Annotated in this window: 14 protein-coding genes and 2 riboswitches; of the genes, 4 read left to right on the plus strand and 10 right to left on the minus strand. The window is 53.1% G+C overall.

All coding sequences use genetic code 11. The features are described 5' to 3' along the window. Positions 1–430 precede the first annotated feature (430 nt). The 8 genes from EDM54_RS07020 to EDM54_RS07055 form a co-directional block, all read right to left on the minus strand. Positions 431–1,153, minus strand: a complete 723-nt coding sequence (locus EDM54_RS07020) for a nucleoside phosphorylase (RefSeq protein ID WP_122957975.1) — start codon at positions 1,151–1,153, stop codon at positions 431–433. A gap of 1 nt (position 1,154) precedes the next feature. Further along, the gene (locus EDM54_RS07025; RefSeq protein ID WP_122957976.1) at positions 1,155–1,817 is read right to left on the minus strand and encodes a sulfite oxidase-like oxidoreductase; all 663 of its coding nucleotides are present in this window, start codon (positions 1,815–1,817) and stop codon (positions 1,155–1,157) included. Between the two features lie 58 nt (positions 1,818–1,875). Beyond that, positions 1,876–2,793: an ABC transporter permease gene (locus tag EDM54_RS07030; RefSeq protein ID WP_122957977.1), complete on the minus strand. Its 918-nt coding sequence runs from the start codon at positions 2,791–2,793 to the stop codon at positions 1,876–1,878. Then, positions 2,780–3,850, minus strand: a complete 1,071-nt coding sequence (locus tag EDM54_RS07035) for an ABC transporter permease (RefSeq protein WP_003388559.1) — start codon at positions 3,848–3,850, stop codon at positions 2,780–2,782. The genes EDM54_RS07030 and EDM54_RS07035 overlap by 14 nt, the downstream gene beginning before the upstream one ends. Beyond that, positions 3,825–5,354: an ABC transporter ATP-binding protein gene (locus tag EDM54_RS07040; RefSeq protein WP_122957978.1), complete on the minus strand. Its 1,530-nt coding sequence runs from the start codon at positions 5,352–5,354 to the stop codon at positions 3,825–3,827. The genes EDM54_RS07035 and EDM54_RS07040 overlap by 26 nt, the downstream gene beginning before the upstream one ends. 84 nt (positions 5,355–5,438) lie before the next feature. Further along, a complete protein-coding gene (locus EDM54_RS07045) occupies positions 5,439–6,470 on the minus strand; it encodes a BMP family lipoprotein (protein WP_003388561.1) in 1,032 nt (343 codons plus the stop codon). Between the two features lie 206 nt (positions 6,471–6,676). Then, positions 6,677–6,791: riboswitch (SAM riboswitch) on the minus strand. 89 nt (positions 6,792–6,880) lie between these two features. Beyond that, positions 6,881–8,353, minus strand: a complete 1,473-nt coding sequence (locus tag EDM54_RS07050; protein ID WP_122957979.1) for a methyl-accepting chemotaxis protein — start codon at positions 8,351–8,353, stop codon at positions 6,881–6,883. A 289-nt stretch (positions 8,354–8,642) separates the two neighbouring features. Next, positions 8,643–10,082 (minus strand): NAD(P)/FAD-dependent oxidoreductase, encoded by a 1,440-nt coding sequence (locus EDM54_RS07055; protein ID WP_024983705.1) that lies wholly within the window; start codon positions 10,080–10,082, stop codon positions 8,643–8,645. A gap of 53 nt (positions 10,083–10,135) precedes the next feature. Next, positions 10,136–10,235, minus strand: a riboswitch (purine riboswitch). Between the two features lie 739 nt (positions 10,236–10,974). Here EDM54_RS07055 and EDM54_RS07060 point away from each other — a divergent pair. Then, complete coding sequence (locus EDM54_RS07060; RefSeq protein WP_024983704.1) at positions 10,975–11,796, plus strand: DUF6492 family protein; 822 nt, start codon at positions 10,975–10,977, stop codon at positions 11,794–11,796. Positions 11,797–11,871: 75 nt separating this feature from the next. Here the strand turns inward: EDM54_RS07060 and EDM54_RS07065 are convergent, their stop codons facing one another. Further along, positions 11,872–13,299, minus strand: a complete 1,428-nt coding sequence (locus tag EDM54_RS07065; protein WP_003388566.1) for an alanine/glycine:cation symporter family protein — start codon at positions 13,297–13,299, stop codon at positions 11,872–11,874. Positions 13,300–13,494: 195 nt separating this feature from the next. Here EDM54_RS07065 and EDM54_RS07070 point away from each other — a divergent pair, with 195 nt between their 5' ends. The 3 genes from EDM54_RS07070 (at position 13,495) to EDM54_RS07080 (ending at position 16,556) form a co-directional block, all read left to right on the plus strand. Next, positions 13,495–14,682, plus strand: a complete 1,188-nt coding sequence (locus tag EDM54_RS07070) for an amino acid deaminase/aldolase (protein ID WP_122957980.1) — start codon at positions 13,495–13,497, stop codon at positions 14,680–14,682. After that, on the plus strand, positions 14,670–15,998 hold the full coding sequence (locus EDM54_RS07075) for a D-arabinono-1,4-lactone oxidase (RefSeq protein ID WP_122957981.1): 1,329 nt from the start codon (positions 14,670–14,672) through the stop codon (positions 15,996–15,998). Before EDM54_RS07070 ends, EDM54_RS07075 begins: the two co-directional genes overlap by 13 nt. Before the next feature lie 174 nt (positions 15,999–16,172). Further along, the gene (locus tag EDM54_RS07080; protein ID WP_122957982.1) at positions 16,173–16,556 is read left to right on the plus strand and encodes an OsmC family protein; all 384 of its coding nucleotides are present in this window, start codon (positions 16,173–16,175) and stop codon (positions 16,554–16,556) included. A gap of 525 nt (positions 16,557–17,081) precedes the next feature. On the opposite strand, the gene EDM54_RS07090 is transcribed toward EDM54_RS07080, so the two are convergent. Continuing rightward, positions 17,082–18,428, minus strand: a complete 1,347-nt coding sequence (locus EDM54_RS07090; protein ID WP_122957983.1) for a uracil-xanthine permease family protein — start codon at positions 18,426–18,428, stop codon at positions 17,082–17,084. Between the last annotated feature and the right edge of the window lie 207 nt (positions 18,429–18,635).

Raw genomic sequence — 18,635 nt, forward strand, 5'->3', positions numbered from 1 at the left:
AAGGCCTTCGCTTTTTTCTTCTGTTTCATCTCTCAAGCTTTTGTTTTTTACGTTCTTTTTGGAGTGAATCTGAGAATAGATTCTCAGATTTTCCCCTAAGACCAATAAAAAACATATAAATGAAGCCCTCCTGCTAGAACAAACGATGGTACTACGCTATTTACACTCCAGGTGACTTCCAACAACGGCCGTTGATCCTTCAAGCTGTCAATAAAAAAGTGCATCCACATCGGATGCACGGGTGTTAAGGGTGGTCGGCTTATTAATCGTAGCCGTACTGTCCTTCCACAAAAAGAAGTAGATCACCCCTGAGTTTGGCAACCTGGTGATCTACTTCCCGCAGGTTTGAGCCGCTCCTGAAAAGAGGACGACTAATGTACTGCCGTCGGTATTGCAGCACCGACGGTCTTTTATTTCATTACCTAACTGCCTACTCGACCGCCACAATCGCATCCAGCGCGATCCGGGCCTCGGCTTCGATGGCTTTCCGGGTAAAGTCTGTGTGCGGGTCGTACGTCTCCAGCAGGTTGGCGTCAGCGTACCCGTCGATCGCCAGGATCGAGCCGGCCTTCATGCCGCGCAGCGAAGAGATGACAAACAGCGCGGTGTTCTCCATTTCGACGGCTAGCACGCCCGCCTTTTGATAGAGCTTGTGCGGGAAATCCACCACGCCGCTGTAAAACACATCAAGCGTCAGCGTGATGCCTTCGGCGACATGAAGACCGGTATTTTGCTTTTCTGCGGCTGTGACCAGGGCGTCTACCACACGACGATTGGCTACCGCAGGAAAGCCGGGAGGAACGAGCTGACTGGTCAGTCCGTCCTGGCGTACGGCTGCCGAGCTGATCACCAGACTGCCCGGCTCGACCTCCTTTTGATAAGAGCCGGCGGTGCCGACGCGGATGATCGTTTTCACCCCGCCCTTGGCCAGCTCCTCAAAGCAGACCGCCGCTCCCGGCGAGCCTACGCCGTGGCTGACGACCGCTACTTCTGTTCCGTTCCACTTCCCTTTGTAGCTGTGGTACTCGCGGTTTTCCGCGATCAGAGTGCTCTCTTCCAGCAGCTCGGCGATGCGGGCAGCCCGCTTCGGGTCTCCGCACACAATCGCTCGCTTTGGCAGTTGCTCCGGATCAATTTTCAGATTGGGCAGCATCTCAATCAAACTCCTTTTTCTCCCACTCGTCTTCCGGGATCGGCAGCGCTTCGCCGGAGAACCGCTCTTCGCGGAACGGGTCTCCGTTCAGATGAAAGCCGTTCTGCTCCCAAAAGCCAGGCTTGTTTTCGTTGGTAAATTCAATGCCCCTCAGCCATTTCACGCTTTTCCAAAAATAGAGGTGAGGCACGATCATTCGCAGCGGCCATCCGTGCTTTTCCGTCAGCGGTTCCCCGTCGAAGGAATGGGCCAGCAGAACGTCATCCCGGTCCAGATCGGACAGAGCCAAATTGGCCGTATACCCGTGGTCGCCGTGCAGCATGACGTAATCGCTCTTCGGCACGATGCCCGCTGCTTTTAGAAAGTCGCGGAACCGGACTCCTTCAAAGCGGTTGTCAAACCGGGACCACCGGGTCACGCAATGAATGTCGCACGTCAGTACACTCTGCGGCATGGCCCGGATTTCCTCGTAGCCAAGCGTCACTTCCCGCTCCACTTCTCCAAACACCCGAAGCGTCCATGTTTGCAAATCGTAGACCGGGACCTCTCCCTCGTGCAGGATCGGAAATCTCTCCGTCAGCACCTGGCCCGGCGGCAGCCTTTTTGCCAGAGCAGGGTCTACAGCCGGCACCTTCATCCGTTTGATACGATCAGCCTTGTTCATCCGAGCCTCTCCCCTTTATGTCGTAAATGAAAATGTTCATACTCCGCTTTATTATCAGCTATCGCGTGCTTTGCTGGCTGGAGCCGGCTGACGAAGCGCCCTTGTCCTTTAAAAAGAACATCGCCGCGATCGTCAGCACATACGGCAGCATGGCGGTAAACTGCGTCGGCAGCGAAAAGCCTTGCAGACGAATGCTCAGCGCGTCCATCAAGCCAAACAGGAAGCTGGACGCGAGGATGCCGAGCGGATGGGCTTGCCCCAGCATCATCGCCACCAGTGCGATAAAGCCGCGTCCGGCTGTCATGCCTTCCGTAAACATCGTCACCTGGCCGAGCGATAGCTGGGCTCCGGCCATCCCGCACAGCACGCCGCACATGACGATCGCCAGCACCTGCAGGCGAGTCGCTTTCAACCCAAGGCTGCGGGCCGCAGTCGCGTTCATGCCGACAGCCAGCGCGCGAAAGCCGGTAACGGTCCTGGTAAAGAAAAAATGCAGCAGAACTGCGGCCAAAAAGGCGAAGTACACGAGCGGCGAATGCCCGGAAATGATGTCTCCCAGCACTGGAATGTCTTTGATTAGCGGGATTTGCCACTGCGGCAGTCCGGCCATGTCCTTGTCGTAAAACGCGCCCTTTACGTCAAAAACGGCACGCAGGGCAAACGTGGTCAGCCCCAGCCCGAGAAAGTTGATCGCGACGCCGACGACGATCTCATTGGCCCGTAGACCGATCGTCATGTAGGCAAACAGCAGCGAGAACAGAACGGTTACGAGAGCTGCAAACAGCAGCGCCAGCAGCAGGCTCCCGGTAAAGTGATTGCCGACGATGGCGGAAAAGGCGCCAACCAGGATCAACCCCTCCAGACCGACGTTGAAAATGCCGACGCGCGAACAGAGCGCACCGCCCAGGGCTGCGAGCAAAATAGGCGTCACCATGCGGATGGTGGAACTGACGAGGGACCAATCAAACAGCTCCATGAGATTCCCTCCTCTTGTTGTTGCGATTTTTCCACCAGTCGTAACTGAATTTAGCTGATATAAACAAAATTAAAACAGCTTGAATCACACTGGCCAGTTCAAGCGGCACATCCGTATTCCGCTCCACTCCCATGGCACCTGTCTGCAGAGCCGCGAGCAGCAAGGAAGTAAACACAACGCCAATCGGGTGAGAGTTGGCCAGCAGGGTCGCCATCAGCCCGGTCCAGGCGAAGTTCGGAAGCGTCAGGGCGCCTTCCACATACCGATAATGCGAGCCCAATACCTCGACAGTCCCGGCCAATCCGGCCAGTCCGCCGCTGAAAAACATGCCGGTCAGCATCACCCGAACTCTGTTCACTCCGCCATAGCGGGAAAAGAACGGGTTTTGCCCGAGCATTTTCACTTCGTACCCGAACGGAGTATAGCGAATGACGAAAAAGATCAGAAGAGCAGCAGCCAAGGCAAACAAAAAGCCTGCATGGACGCTCATCCCGGCGAACAGCTTTGGCAGCCAGACGCTTTTTTCCAGCATCGGGGTCTGGGCCATGGCAGCGGACCCGGTTTTGTCCTGGAACGGCTCGCTGACGAGATACCCTGCGAACAAAACGGCGACATAATTGAGCAGCAGCGAGGAAATCAGCAATTGAATCCGAAAGCGCGCCTCCAAATACCCGGCAAAAAGCGACCACAACCCTCCGGCAAGCACGCCCGTTACCAGAGCGGCCACCATTTTGACGAAGCCGGGCGCGGGCAGATAAAGGGCCACCAACGTCGCACTGATCGCTCCCGTTACCATCTGTCCCTCGGCCCCCAGATTGAATACCCCGGCGCGAAAAGCGAGCGACAGTCCCAGTCCGATCAGCATGATCGGCGTGGCCCGGGCCAGCGTGGAGGTCAGGAAGTAGAAGCTGCCAAAGGCTCCCTTCCACATCTCTTGATACGTACCGATAATCGATTCGCCCACGGCGGCAATGACCAGCGCACCTGTCAACAGGCCGATGATCACTGCCAGCAGCGGCTGAACCAATGACTTACATAGCTGCTTGACTGCTGCCATACACGCTTCCTCCCGCCATCAATACGCTGATTTTCTCCTCTGTCGCTTCCGAGCGTGTCAGCTCCCCGGCGATCCTCCCTTTGTACATCACCAAAATCCGGTCGGACAGCGCCAGTATTTCTGTCAATTCAGACGAGACGAGCAAAATGCCGTCTCCATTGTTCCGCTTTTCCAGCAGAGCCTGATGGATGTATTCCATCGCGCCGATGTCAACGCCGCGAGTAGGCTCGGCCGCGATCAACAGTGGTGTATTCTGTCCCAGCTCGCGGGCGACAATCAGCTTTTGCAAATTGCCCCCGGAGAGGTTGCCTGCCTGCTCTTTCAAATGAAGAGAGCCTGTCTTGATCGCAAACCGCTCGACCCACTCTTCCACGACACGGCGGAATTTGCTGCGCAAAACGACACCGCGGCGCATGTACTCCGGCTTGCGCTGATAGCCCATCAGCGCGTTTTCCTCGACGCTTTCCCGCTTTGCTGTCCCCCACAGGTAGCGGTCTTCGGGAATGTGGGCCAATCCTGCCTCGCGAATCGCTGCCACCGACTGGCCAGTCACATCCTTTTCTCCGAGATAGACTTTCCCTTCCGAAACAGCCCGCAGGCCGGTCAATGCCTCCAAAAGCTCGGATTGCCCGTTGCCGGAAACCCCGGCGATCCCGACGATCTCCCCGTGGTGTACGGAAAACGTCACGTCGTCTACGAGCGTTTGTTTTTCCCGGACATTCAAGCCCTGCACCCGCAAAAGCGGCTTTCCTTCCAGGCGGACCCGGTCACTGAGCTGCTGAAGCTCGCGGCCTACCATCATACGGGCGAGGTCGTCCGCATTGGTTTCGCTTCGGGAAACGGTTCCGGTCACGCGCCCCCCGCGCAGGACAGTGACCCGGTCTGCCACCTCCATGACCTCCTGGAGCTTGTGGGTAATCAAAATGACGCTTTTGCCGCTTTCGGCCAAATGGCGGATCGTCTGCAGCAGCTCCTTTACCTCCAGCGGCGTGAGCACCGCAGTCGGCTCGTCCAGCACGATAATATCTGCACCCTGGTAGAGCACCTTCAGGATTTCTACCCGCTGCTGCTCCCCTACGGAGCAGCTGGATACCTTGGCGTTCTCGTTGATCGGTATCCGGTATCGCTCACTGAGCGAGCGGACTGCACTCGCCGCTTCTTTTCGCTGAAACAGCCCTTTGCGCTGCGGTTCGTAGCCGATCACGATATTTTCCGCAACGGTAAAGTCGGGAAACAGCATGAAGTGCTGGTGAACCATGCCAATCCCGTGGCGGATCGCATCCTCCGGGCCGCGAAAGACGACGGGCTTGCCATTTACTGCGATCTCTCCGGCAGTGGGCTGCTCCATACCGTACAGCATGCGCATCAGCGTGGTTTTGCCCGCTCCGTTCTCGCCGACGATCGCATGGACCTCCCCCTCTTTCAACGTAAACGAAACGTTGTCATTGGCGGTAAAATCGCCGTAGCGCTTGGTCATGCCTCGCATTTCCAGTCGGTTCTCCACCTTTTTCCCCTCCCTCTTTTGTCTTCCCGGTAGAGCAGGAAACCGACTACGCTCATGTAGCCGGTTTCCGAATCAGCGCTCTCGCTATTGTTTCAGCGGGTCTGTCACGGTTCTCGTCCCCGCGACGATCTCATCCTTGATCGCCTTTACCTTGCTGACGACTTCTTCTCCAATGAACGGGTTCAACGGAGTCGGGCTGTCATGCGTAACATAGGTCACGCCGACGCCGTTCTCCTTCAGTCCGTAGGCGACGACACCCGGCTTCAAGCTGCCGTCCACAAATGCCTTCACCGTTTCATACACAGCGGAGTCCGTTCCTTTCAACTGGGACAGGACGATATGCTCAGGGTCGATGCTGGTCCGGTCAACGTCTTGTCCGGAGGTGTAGAAGCCTTTTTCCTTGGCTGCTTCAAACACGCCAAGATCTCCTACAGCCGCTGCGCCGTAAATAAAGTCCGCTCCTTTGGAAGCCTGCAGCAGCGCCAGCTCCTTCGCTTTTGCCGGGTCGCTGAAGCTGCCGACGTAGTTGATCTGCACTTCCGCGTTCGGGTTGGTCGCCTTGAGCCCTTCCTGAAAACCGACTGTCCATTTTTTCAGGATCGGAATGTCCATTGCTGCGACGATCCCTACCTTGTTGCTTTTGGTTGCCAAACCGGCAGCCGCTCCGACCAGGTATGCAGCCTCTTGCTCGCGGAACATCACGCTGCGGACGTTGGGCAAATCAACTTGCGTATCGATGATGGCGAAGGTGCGGTCAGGATTTTCTGTCGCTACCTTTTTCAGCGCATCCTCGGCTTCAAAGGAAGACGTGATGATCAAATCGTATTGCTCGGCCACTGCCACGCGGATATTTTCCTCGATAGCCCCGTGGTCTGTGGATTCAATCGTCTTGACATCCACCCCGAATTCCTGGGCGGCTTTCTTCGCTCCATCGTCCATCTGCTGGAAGAACGGGTTAACCCCGATTTTCTCGGGCAGCACCAGCGCGATCCGCTTTTTCGCTGTTTCTTGTCCGCCTGTCTGGGCTTGTCCCTTGTCTTCGGGGGCGCTGCTGTTTGTCGAGCATCCGGCTGCCAGTACAGCGAATGTCGTTAAAGCCAGAAGCAATTTTTTCATGATGTCCTCTCTCCTATCTATATCCCGAACGATAATATTCGTTTTTATAACAAAATATCGTTGGTTTATGGCGTGTATTAAAAATCAATTTGAATAAAATACGAATATTATTATATTTAATTAAATTAACGTTCGTCAATAACCTCCTTTGTACAAAGAAAAAACTCTTCCCGGAGGAAGAGTTTTGCGGTATATCGCCAACCTCTTCCTCATCTCTCAAAATCCAAATGGATTTTGTAGGAATTGGCACCTTTCTGTGCACGTGTGCACAGTGGTTGCCGGGCTTCATCGGGCCAGTCCCTCCGCCGCTCTTGATAAGGTAAGGTGAAACTATTTAATTGATATTGAATTCATTCTAGCAGATCAATTGAAAAATGCAATTCTTTTTTCTGCAATTTCAAACATTACGATTATCGCTGAAATGATTGCTGCAGCTTTGTCGACAAGGCGTTCAGCTCGCCGAGCTCCTCGGTAATCTCCCGCACCTTTTGATGCTGGTTCTCCGCCGTCGCAAACAATTCCTCCAGGTTGGCAACAGACTCCTCGGTGACCGCTGTAATCGTAGACATCTCGGCCGCCACTTCCCCGGAGCGCATTTTCACGCGATCCATGCTCGTCCGCACATGCTCTACGGCCTCGAGGAACGCTTCCATGCCTGCACGAACCGTCTCGATAGACGCCACTGTCTCTACCGCCAGCTCCTGCCCCTTTGCTACCGACACTTCGCCCGTGCTCATATGCTTCACCGCATTTTCACTTTCTTGATGCAGCGACTGCAAAATTCCGGCGATCTCCTGCGTGGCCGTCGCGCTTTGCTCGGCCAGCTTGCGCACCTCGTCCGCCACGACGGCGAAGCCCCGGCCGTGCTCACCCGCACGAGCCGATTCGATCGCGGCATTGAGCGCGAGCAGGTTCGTCTGTGTCGCGATCTGGTTGATCGTCTGGACGATTTCCTCGACCTTGTTGGCTTGCTTGTTCAGCTCGCGGATCGTCGAAGACGCCACATTGACCGCCTGAACGATTTGCTCCATTTGCTCGGAAAGCTCGCTCATCATGCTGATGCTTCCTGCCAAGCGGCGGCTGTTCTGATCCGCTTCCGCCTTCATGACGGCCGCTTGCTCGTTGACAGTCACAATTTCCTGGTCGATCGACTGCACTTCTTCCTCGATTTTGACAGTGGAATTGGCTTGGGATTCCATTCCGGTCGCCACTTCCTTGAAGGCGACCATCATCTCGTCCGTGTTGCGCCTTGTCGTCTCGGCATGCTCATGGACATGCACGGATGTGCGCTCCACCTGCTCTGTTACCATCTTGATATTCCGCAGCAACTCTTCCAGGCGCTGCTCTTTGTTTTCGGCTTCCCGTCTCGCGCTGTCCGCTTTTGCAAGCGACGCTTGTCCAGCCAGACAGAGATAGGTGAGCCCCGCGATCATCAGCACGAAAGCGACAATGCGAAGCAGCAAATTGACTTCCGAAAAATGGCCGTCAAACAACTGGTAAGAACCGGTGTAAAATCCGATTAATGTCGCCGCAACCTGCATCGCCCCCGCCGATACAATCAGCTTCCAGTCCAGATAGGCTGCCAAAAAGCCCAGGACGATGAACGCGAGAAACGAGATTTCCTGAAACGGTGTATAGTGGTCAAATGCAATCGAGTAATAGAGAAGACCAATTCCGACCAGATACCGGATCAAGTAGCTGTCCTTGCGAATGAAGTACAACGGAGAAACGATCAGTGTTGCCAGCAAGCCTGCGGAGGTGACCTTCCAGAAGTTCACATCCATCTGATACGCGATCCAGCCTGCAACCCAGAGATGATTCCATAAAATAAAGATCATAAAGCCTTCTTTGTTCGTCAAGGTGTTGCGGACCAACTGAAACATATGTACCCCCTCTTGCCTGTCGTACTTGCGAAATGCTCTTGATGCCATTATAGACTGAGAAAAGTCCCAGCGACTACGAATAATGTAAGAATGTGTGAAAAAAGTTCCATCATTCGACTGGTTCTGAAGATGCACAACTGGTCGTTTTCGGCCTCGCATGCTGGCCAAACAATCTGCTGTCGAATTTCGTACCCATGCCCGCCACTCCCCTATATGCAATGCAAAAGCAGGTGCCCCGCTGTCTGCTTGAGACTTTGGAGCACCTGCTTTTTCCGATTTATAGACTATGCTACTGCAACGATTTTTTGATGATATTACGGGCGATCCATACGCCTGCAGCCCCGGCCTGTGCCAGTCCGCGCGTAATGCCCGCACCGTCGCCGCCGCAGTACAGCCCTTTGATTTCCGTCTCGAACTCCTCGGTCAGCTTTGGACGGGCAGAGTAAAATTTGGCCTCTACGCCATAGAACAGTGTGTGCTCGGAAGCGATTCCCGGTGTCACCTTGTCCAGCGCCTCGACCATTTCGATCAAGCTTTTCATCGTATTGTACGGCAGAACCAGGCCCAAATCGCCGGGAACGGCTTCCTTGAGCGTCGGCTCCAAAAACCCTTCGCGGATGCGGGACTCGGTAGAGCGGCGTCCGCGCAAAATGTCTCCGTATTTCTGGACGATGACGCCGCCATTGGAAAGATCGTTGGCGCGTTTGCAAATTTCGCGAGCGTATTCGTTCGGCTTGTCAAACGGCTCGGTAAATTTGTGCGAAACGAGCAGAGCAAAGTTTGTATTCTGGGAGCCCAGCGCAGGGTCCTTGTAAGAGTGGCCGTTTGCCGCCATGACGCCGCTGTGGTTTTCCACGACGACGTGACCGGACGGGTTGCTGCAGAAGGTGCGCACCCTCGTCCCGACCGATGTGTTGAAGATGAATTTTCCTTCGTACAGATGCTCATTGATCTCGCGCATCACCACGTCGGACGTCTCGACCCGCACGCCTACGTCTACCTGGTTGTTGTACATTTTCAGACGGCGCTTTTTCAAAATCCCCGTCAGCCAGGCGGAACCGTCACGGCCGGGCCCGATCATCACGTTGTCGCTCAAATATTCCTCGCCGTTTTTCAGCACCACGCCTCGAACGCGGTGACCGTCCGCTTCCTTGACCGTCAGGATATCTTCGACCTCGGTCTTGAACATCATGTCGATGCGCGTTTTCAAGTATTCATAAATCGACTTGAGAATCTCCAGGTTTTGCTCCGTGCCCAGGTGGCGCACCTCAGCTCTCAGGAGCTTCAGCCCTGCTGCATATCCGCGCTGCTCGATGCTTTTGATCGTTTCGGTCGTCGGATCGGTAATTGCTGTCGTCGCACCGTGCTCCAGGTTGATGGAGTCGACGTATTTAATCAGATCCAGCACCTGGGATGGAGCCAAATAATCGGTCATCCAGCCGCCGAATTCGGTGGTAATGTTGAATTTCCCGTCGCTGTACGCGCCGGCTCCGCCAAATCCGGCTGTGATCGAACAGGCCGGCAGACAGCCTGCGAAATCCTTCTTTCCTGCCGGGGGCGGGCAAAGCTTGATTTTCTCCTCCAAAATCGGGCAGCGGCGCGAGTAAATGTCATGGCCTTTATCAATCAACAGGACTTTTGCCTTCGGCGCTTTCAGTGTCAATTCATAGGCAGCGAAGATTCCTGCCGGTCCGGCACCTACCACAATCACGTCATATTTGTTGTTCATATTACTCATGTTCATATCCTCCTCGCAATAAAAAAACCCAACAAGCGAACGGGTATAGCGATACACCCATTCGTAGTTAGGAATTTACGGTTCCTTGTAGAGACCCTCAAACCTTATTTCTGAGGATATACGAATCTGTCGGATTTTTCGTTTTTGAAACTCGCAACAATTTGCATGATAACGCAGATAATGAATTATGTCAATCAATTGGATAATTTTTATTCGCCTTTTTATTGGTTTGGGCGTAAAACCATCGAAAGATCAGTCGTCTGACAACCTAAATCCGAACATTAAAACCGAACATTCGTGATTTAACTGTGGGATTTTCGTACATCAGCAGCTTATTTCCTTCACCGGACAGCGTGCCAAGAATTCTCCCAAATAGGACCGGCTGCTCCGGACGCCTCGTACACGATCAACAGTCCTCGTGAAAGCCCTGCATGTTCTGGTATGTTAAATATCTTTTTTGTCCTTTTGATTTGCCTGAAGCAATTCAATAATCTGTTTGTTTTGTTTTACGAGTTCTTTTGAGTTCATTGCGATAGAGAGTAAACAAGCAAAACTCAGCATACTGAGGATAAATATACCTAAAATCACATGATCACCTTCCCTTTTTTCCCACAATTATACAAGACCACGCATCATTCATTACAATTTCTCTGATTTCGACGAGACAAAGTGAGGAGGGTTTCAGGGTTTTACATAATTTGAACAATACATACTTAACTCATTGACTCAAGAAGGCAGACAGACCCCCATTTTGCAGGTTTTCCATATCTGTCGTATTCACCCTAAGGAAAAAAATCATATCCTATCTGGAACGTTCGGACACACTAGCCGACCTGTTCAGACACATATGCTTGAAAGTGCTAAGCGAAAAGGAGTTGAGAAGTTGACACATTCAGCAAACAGGACCTTCAACAGCTCTATCAAAATTGATGTCCTGATCCCGGCTATCGAGAAAGACCTTGGCACTCTTCCCTATGTCATTGACAGTATCCGTACACAAGTAAAGCATCCGATCGGCAAGATCATGGTTGTATCGCCACCAAGCAAGCGAATCCAAGCCCTTTGCCGGCGTAAAAACTGCACCTTCATCAATGAAAAACGCGTCCTTCCGATTACAAAAAAAGACATTCGCTACCAAACCAAACGCACCAATCGCTCAGGCTGGCTGCTTCAACAATTGTTGAAGCTGGCGGGAGGAAACCTGACCAAGCGAAAGTATTATCTTGTGATCGACGCCGACACCATTCTCATCCGCCCTCATGTCTTTCTCGTCAACGGGAAAACCGTTTTTTACTGCCGTAACTGGAGTCGTCCCGAGTATTTTCGCACCTATAAGAAATTGCTGGGGACCAAGCCAACCGCCTCGCGCTCTTTCGTTGCCCACTATATGCTGTTCGACAAATCGAAGCTCTCCCGACTGAAGTGGAAAATTGAAGCCAGGCATAAGACTAGGTGGTACTGGGCGATTATCAAGAAGACCAACAAACAGAGTTATGCCGGCTTCTCCGAGTTCGAAACCTACGGTAACTTCGTGAAAGCTCACTACCCCGGTCATCTGGTTGCAAGAAGTGCCCTTAACAAAAGCTGCTCCTCAACACCAGCATCACTTACTCGTGAGCAACTCTTCAGAATGGCCCAGAAATACAGGTCTATCTCCTTTCATAAACGCCGCTGGTATATCCGGAAGACCGGCTTGAGAAAATGAAGAGCCCGGTTTTTTATCAACAAAAAAAGAGCGGTCCCCTGTTTAAGGACCACTCTTCCATATCCGTTGCCAACGTTATGATACTGCTTTTTTCTCGCTCGCTTCCTCTGACCAGCACTCGACCTTCGGGAGGCCTGGGATGGAGCTTGCGTGAAATACCGGATTCTTGCCGGCTTTCTTTTGCTTTGTATAATCCTTCAGAGCGGCAAATGCGACTTTCCCCAGCACGGCGATTGCAAACAGGTTGAGGAGCGCCATCAAAGCCATGAAGAGATCGGCGAGATCCCAGACAATGCTGATTTTGGCTACCGATCCGAACATGACCATGCCCACTACCAGCAGGCGGTAAATCGTCAGCCACTTCTTGTCCGACTTGATAAACTCGATGTTGGTTTCCCCGTAGTAGTAGTTGCCTACCACCGAGCTGAAGGCAAACAAGAGGACGATCAAAGCGACAAACGAGCTTGCCCAGCCGCCTACATGCGAGCTGAGCGCGGCCTGGGTGAGGGCGATTCCGTCCAGTCCTTCTGTCGTATACATGCCGGAAAGCAGCACGATAAATGCAGTAGCACTGCAGACAAGCAGGGTATCGACGAAGACACCAAGCGCCTGAATGAGCCCTTGCTTCACAGGGTGCGTCACATCAGCTGTAGCTGCAGCGTTGGCTGCGCTCCCCATACCCGCTTCGTTGGAAAACAGTCCTCGCTTGATGCCCTGCATGATCGCAGCACCAAGACCGCCGCCGACCACCTGCTCCATGCCGAACGCCGACTTGACGATCAGGGCCAGCACGCCCGGAAGCTGTCCGATGTTGGTCACGACGACGAAGAGCGCAACGAGTACGTAGGCCCCAGCCATGAACGGCACGAGGAATTCAGCTACCTTCGCAACCCGTTTGACACCACCAAAAATGATAATACCAGTTACAACCGAAAGAATTACTCCCATCAGAGTGCGGTTGACGCCATAGGCAGTCTGAAACGCCTGGGTGATCGTATTCGCCTGTACGGCGTTGAACACAAACCCGAAACAGAGCGTAATCAGGATGGCGAACAGCACACCCATCCAACGCTTTTTCAGCCCTTGCTCCATGTAGTAGGCAGGGCCGCCGCGAAAGCCGCTCGCATCCTTCACCTTATAGATCTGCGCCAGTGTGCTTTCCACGAACGCAGAAGCGGAACCGATCAGGGCGATCAGCCACATCCAGAAGACAGCCCCGGGTCCTCCCACAGAGATCGCCATGGCTACACCGGCCAAATTCCCTGTTCCGACCCGTGACGCGGTACTGATGCAAAAAGCCTGGAAGGAGGAAATGCTCTCTTTCTTCTTTCCTGCCCCTTTTGCTCCTTCGCCCAGGAGGCGGAACATTTCTCCTGCCATTCGAAATTGCACGAATTTTGTTTGAAAAGTAAAATAAATACCTAAAATAATGAGCACTGCAATGAGGATTTTCGACCACAGGAAATCATTGAAAATCCCAACAAGATTCTCTAAAAACGCCATCAATGCACGAGCACCCCCAGTTGTCTATATATCAACAAATTATACGTCAGTTAGTTTATCACAAAACGTTCAAAAAGAAGTGTGCCAAATTTTCTATTTTGTGCTTCCCTGGCAAAACACAAATATTTCATGAATAAACGGAATATTTGTACTATGATGAGTGTTAGCAGTGCATTGCGGGAAGGTGGCTGTTCCGTGCGCGATTACCGCTACTATCAAACGATATTTGCTGGAATCCCCAAGCCTTTTGCCTTTGTCGATCTGGATCTACTCGGGATCAATGCCCAGCAGATCCGCCTCCGCAGCCAGGGAAAAATGATTCGCATTGCCAGTAAATCGATTCGCAGCGTCGAGCTTTTGAAGCATTTGCTGGAGATGGATGACTGCTTTCGGGGAATCATGTGTTATTCGGCCCCGGAAGCTCTTCATCTGGCTAACCACGGTCTGGATGACCTGTTGCTGGGATACCCGATATGGGAGCCGGTTTGGCTGGAGAAGCTGGCTATAGCCGTCAGGGACGGACACGCCATCACATTCATGGTCGACTCGGTCGAGCATGCAGAACACCTGGAAAAGTTCGCTCGTCAGTTCAAGGTAAGACTGCCTGTATGTCTGGATGCCGACATGTCCACCGACTTTTTCGGACTCCACTTCGGTGTCTGGCGTTCTTCTGTGCGGTCCATCGAACAAGCCCTCTATGTCCTGCGCCGCATTGTCGCGTCCAATCACCTGGAGGCAGCAGGCTTGATGGGGTACGAAGCGCAGATAGCCGGGGTAGGCGACCGCGCGCCAGGAAGCATTTTCAAAAATATCGCCGTCCGTATGCTCAAGCATGTGTCTCGACGTGAAATTCGCGACCGCCGCGCCTTGCTCCTGGAAACCGTCCGACAGATGGGAATTTCCCTCCGCTTTTTTAACGGCGGCGGCACCGGAAGCCTTCATTGGACGGGAAAAGAAGACGCAATTACTGAAGTGACAGCCGGTTCCGGATTCTTTGCTCCCGGCCTTTTTGACCACTATATCGATTTTCGCTGCCAGCCGGCGGCCGGTTATGCAGTCGAGATCGTTCGCAAGCCTGCTGCTGGTATTTTTACCTGCGCTGGAGGTGGCTTCATCGCTTCGGGCTCAGCCGGGAGAGACAAACTCCCCAAGCCTTACCTGCCGAAAGGTGCTTCTCTGCTTCCAAACGAAGGGGCTGGCGAGGTACAGACACCGGTTCGCTACCGCGGAGGGGAGACTTTGCAGCTCGGCGATCCGATCTTTTTCCGCCACGCCAAAGCGGGCGAGCTGTGCGAACACTTCACCCGGCTCTACTGTGTGTCAGATGGACGTATCGTCAAAGAAGTGACGACTTACAGGGGGGATGGCTTATGCCAATCGTGAGCAAGTCCGGAAAGCTGTGGAGAAACTGGGCCGGCAATGTGCAGAGCCGGCCTGACCAGATCGTTTTTCCGGGAAGCATTGCCGATGTCGTCGCCATCGTGAAGCAATGTGCCGGGCAGGGGCTGCGCATCCGTGTAGTCGGTTCCGGCCACTCGTTTACAGGTCTGGTCCAGACCGATGAATGCCTGTTGTCTCTTGACCGTCTGCAAGGTCTGGCAAGCGTAGATGCCGAAAAAGGAGTCGCCGAGGTATGGGCAGGGACCAAGCTGAAAGCGCTCGGCGAACTGCTTCACTCCCACGGCCTCTCTCAAGAAAATCTGGGGGATATCAATGCCCAATCCATCGCTGGAGCAGTCAGTACAGGAACACACGGCACGGGCATCCGGTTTGGCAGCCTGTCCACGCAGGTTGTCGGCCTGACCATCGTAACTGCAGCAGGTGAGGTGGTGGATTGCTCGGCTGAGAGCCATCCTTCCTTGTTTCCCGCCCTGCAGGTATCGCTCGGTCTGCTCGGAGTGATCGTCAAGGTACGCCTTCGCGTCATCCCGAAGCTGCAGCTCCGATACGAGAGCATGCGGCTTCCCGTGGAAACATGTCTGGACCAACTGGACAAATGGACCGCAGAAAACCGTCATTTTGAATTTTTCCTGTTCCCCTACTCACAGCTCGTCCAGGCCAAACGCATGAATGAAACGGCTGACCCCCCTAGTCCATATCTGCGCTGGAATCATTTCAAACAACTCATTTTGGAAAACGGCTTTTTCTGGCTCCTCTCCGAGAGCTGCCGCCTATTCCCGCCCCTGTGCCCGTCCGCAAGTCAGCTATCCGCCAAAGCTGTGCCTTCCGTCTCGGGAACGGGTTTGAGCCACCGTCTCTTTGCCACCCCTCGTCTGGTGCGCTTCCACGAGATGGAGTACAGTGTACCCGCCGACCGGATGAAGGAAGTAATTGAGGAGATCCAGACAGCGATCGAGCGGCACCGTTTCGCCGTCCATTTTCCCATCGAGTGCCGTTATGTAAAAAAGGACGACATCTGGCTCAGTCCCGCCTACGAACGAGATTCAGCCTACATTGCCGTCCACATGTACAAAGGCATGCCTTACCAAGCCTACTTTTCTTGCGTCGAAGAAATTTTTTGGAAATACGGAGGCCGTCCTCACTGGGGAAAAATGCACAGGATGGACACCGCAGGATTGCACAAGGCTTTCCCTCGCTTGAAGGACTTTCTGGCTGTCAGAGAAGAGTGGGATCCGCAGGCCCGATTTGCCAATGACTATCTGTCGCATCTCCTGGGCATAGCATCCGGCTCTCCGTGACCGTCTATTACGCATGTTTCGGCCTATTGCTTTATTGCTTCTTTGTCCGCCATTGGGGCAAGGCCCCCGGTTCCATCAGTGACCTTTACTCCATTTGTACTTCTTCTGTTCATCCCGGACAGCTCTTTCTTTATAATGGGAGCAGACAAATCAAAGCGAGGAGGCTTCCCTTTCATGGAATTCACGGCCAAGGAACACGGTTTTGTAGCACATCTGTCTTATGGAGATCTTCACGTTTCCGGTGACGAACAGTACGGGTTTCGCCCGTTTCAATTGCTCGTTTCCTCCATTGCGGTCTGCGGCGCGGGCGTATTGCGGAAGGTGCTGGAAAAGATGAGGATGCCCTGCAGCGACATGAAAGTGACTGCGGACGTGGAGCGCAACGAGGACAAGGCAAACCGGGTGGAAAAAATCCATCTTCATTATGTCATCACGGGGGAGCAGCTTCAGGCGGACAAGGTGAAGAAAGCGATTGAGCTGGCTAGGAAAAACTGCCCGATGGCGCAATCGGTCGAAGGAAGCATTTTGATTACGGAGACGTTTGAACTGGTTTCCTGAAATAAAAGATTAAAAGCTCTATAAGGGGTAGGACGGGCTTTGGGGGAGGAGATGAAACAGAAGAAAAAGGCTCAAGGCTCGGTGGGACACTGCTTGGGGGATTGACTGGCCGGCTTCATTTCAAAAGCGGGACCGCGTCCAAAAGCAGATGGTTCGAGGGTGCGTTTTCAGAGGTTGGACGCTGAAAGCGTGTCCCGCTTTTGAAATGAAGCCTGGGAGGTGTCCCAAAGGCCTTCGCATTTTTCTTCTGTTTCATCTCTACAGCTTTGTCCTTTACTGTCTTTTGGCAGGTCAATCAGAGAAGAAGGCTTAAAAGAGTTCCTTCTTTGTTTCGTCCCCTTTCTTAGTTTCTTTGTTGTTCTTTGTTCGTTGTTCTCTGTACTCCTATCTTCACCCCTCGTTTTTCAAAACTTGTATCAAATTGAATTTCTGCTAATCAAATTTTCCTCGGCTACAAAATTAGGGTGCCCGCGTTTTTGGGGCACCCTTTCACATATTTGCCTTTCTTTAAAGGCAAAGCGTTTTTTATGATCTGCTCTCAGCCGGGACTCCTTGCTTGGCCCAGCTTTTTTTGTCCGGGATGACTTGGTTTAGGATCAAGGTTGCCAATGCGCCTACGGTAATGTTGGAGGACAGGATGTAATTGACGAAGTCAGGGGCGCCCTGGAGTGCGTCCTTTGGCAGCACTGTGACAGCGATGGTCAGCAAAATGGGCAGGCCGATGACCATCATGTTGCGCTCGTCGATGGTGATATGCTGAATGACTTTTAATCCGTTGGTCACAATCGCTACGCAGACGATGCCGAAAATGCCGTTGATTACGGGCTCGGGGATGCAGGTAATCGCTGCGGACAGCTTTGGCACCAGGCCCAGCGCGATGAGGATGATGCCTCCGGCCATGATTGCCATTCGGCTGGCTACTCCGGTTACCGCGAGCAGCCCGGCATTGGAGGAATACCCGGTCATCGGCGTTCCGCCAAACAACGCGCCTACAAAGCAGCCGAGACCTTCGCCCAAAGAAGCGCGGTTCAGCCTCTCTTCCGTCAGCTCCTTGCCCGTGACAGAGGAAACGACAAACCATGTACCCGTCGTTTCGATCATGATGATCAAATAAACGAACACCATGGTGAGAATCGCGCTGATGTCGAACACGGGGGCACCGTACGGGAAAAACTTGGGCAAAGAAAGCCAGGCGGCGCTTTTGACCGAGCTGAAGTCAACTCCTCCAAAGAACGCTGCCGTCACCGTTCCGACGAAGATCGCGATCAACAAGGATACGAGGCGGAAAAACGTTCCTGCTTTCCCTGCCTTTTGTCCCAGCAGCATACAAGCGACCAATACTGCCGCCGAAACGGCTGCAATCAGGCTGTTTGTCCCGATGCTTCCCGGCGAATTGTAAATATTGGCCATCGCCGTAGGCATCAGTGCAATCCCGACGATGACAATGACCGTCCCGCCTACCAACGGGGGAATGAACCTGCGTACGGCTTTCGCAAACCACTTCAGCGGATAGCCGACAAAAGCCATCAGCAATGCGCCGGGGATGATGCTTCCGATCATCGCTGCCATACCCAGTTTGCTGCCGATCGCTGCCAAAGCGCCAATCGGAACGTAAGAGGGGCCCTGCACAACCGGCAGTCGAATTCCGAAGCCAGTCTGGATCAATGTGCCGATACCGGTAGCCAAAAAGCACATTTGAATAAAGAAGGACGTACTGGAAGTATCCAATGTCAAAAGTCCTGCAATGATAATCGGGGCAATGTACAAGTCCATGGCCAATACATGCTGCAAACCGAGCAAAAAAGCCTTTCCCACACTAATCTTGTCATCGACGCCCACGACAAGGCGAACGTCATCCCGCTGTTGTTCCACCCTTATGCCTCCCTATGTTTTCTCAGCTATTAACGAATGTTATACGCCAGATTATAGGATAATCGAATTGTTTTGTACACAAAAATCGAATGACTTTCTCCTAACTAAAAATATTGTTCGTGTTTTTGTTGACTCTCTTTATCTACAGGGGCTAAAATATGAAGAAAATGTCCGCAAATAAACGTTGCACGGAAGTTGAGAAGGAAG

It is taken from the genome of Brevibacillus borstelensis (assembly GCF_003710865.1).
In the GTDB taxonomy this organism is placed as follows: Bacteria; Bacillota; Bacilli; order Brevibacillales; family Brevibacillaceae; genus Brevibacillus; species Brevibacillus borstelensis.

Excerpts from the sequence above, each read along its gene's own strand:
- EDM54_RS07020 (WP_122957975.1), bottom strand. The coding sequence starts at position 1,153 with ATGCTGCCCAATCTGAAAATTGATCCGGAGCAACTGCCAAAGCGAGCG.
- EDM54_RS07025 (WP_122957976.1), bottom strand. The coding sequence starts at position 1,817 with ATGAACAAGGCTGATCGTATCAAACGGATGAAGGTGCCGGCTGTAGAC.
- EDM54_RS07030 (WP_122957977.1), bottom strand. The coding sequence starts at position 2,793 with ATGGAGCTGTTTGATTGGTCCCTCGTCAGTTCCACCATCCGCATGGTG.
- EDM54_RS07035 (WP_003388559.1), bottom strand. The coding sequence starts at position 3,850 with ATGGCAGCAGTCAAGCAGCTATGTAAGTCATTGGTTCAGCCGCTGCTG.
- EDM54_RS07045 (WP_003388561.1), bottom strand. The coding sequence starts at position 6,470 with ATGAAAAAATTGCTTCTGGCTTTAACGACATTCGCTGTACTGGCAGCC.
- EDM54_RS07050 (WP_122957979.1), bottom strand. The coding sequence starts at position 8,353 with ATGTTTCAGTTGGTCCGCAACACCTTGACGAACAAAGAAGGCTTTATG.
- EDM54_RS07055 (WP_024983705.1), bottom strand. The coding sequence starts at position 10,082 with ATGAACAACAAATATGACGTGATTGTGGTAGGTGCCGGACCGGCAGGA.
- EDM54_RS07065 (WP_003388566.1), bottom strand. The coding sequence starts at position 13,299 with ATGGCGTTTTTAGAGAATCTTGTTGGGATTTTCAATGATTTCCTGTGG.
- EDM54_RS07075 (WP_122957981.1), top strand. The coding sequence starts at position 14,670 with ATGCCAATCGTGAGCAAGTCCGGAAAGCTGTGGAGAAACTGGGCCGGC.
- EDM54_RS07080 (WP_122957982.1), top strand. The coding sequence starts at position 16,173 with ATGGAATTCACGGCCAAGGAACACGGTTTTGTAGCACATCTGTCTTAT.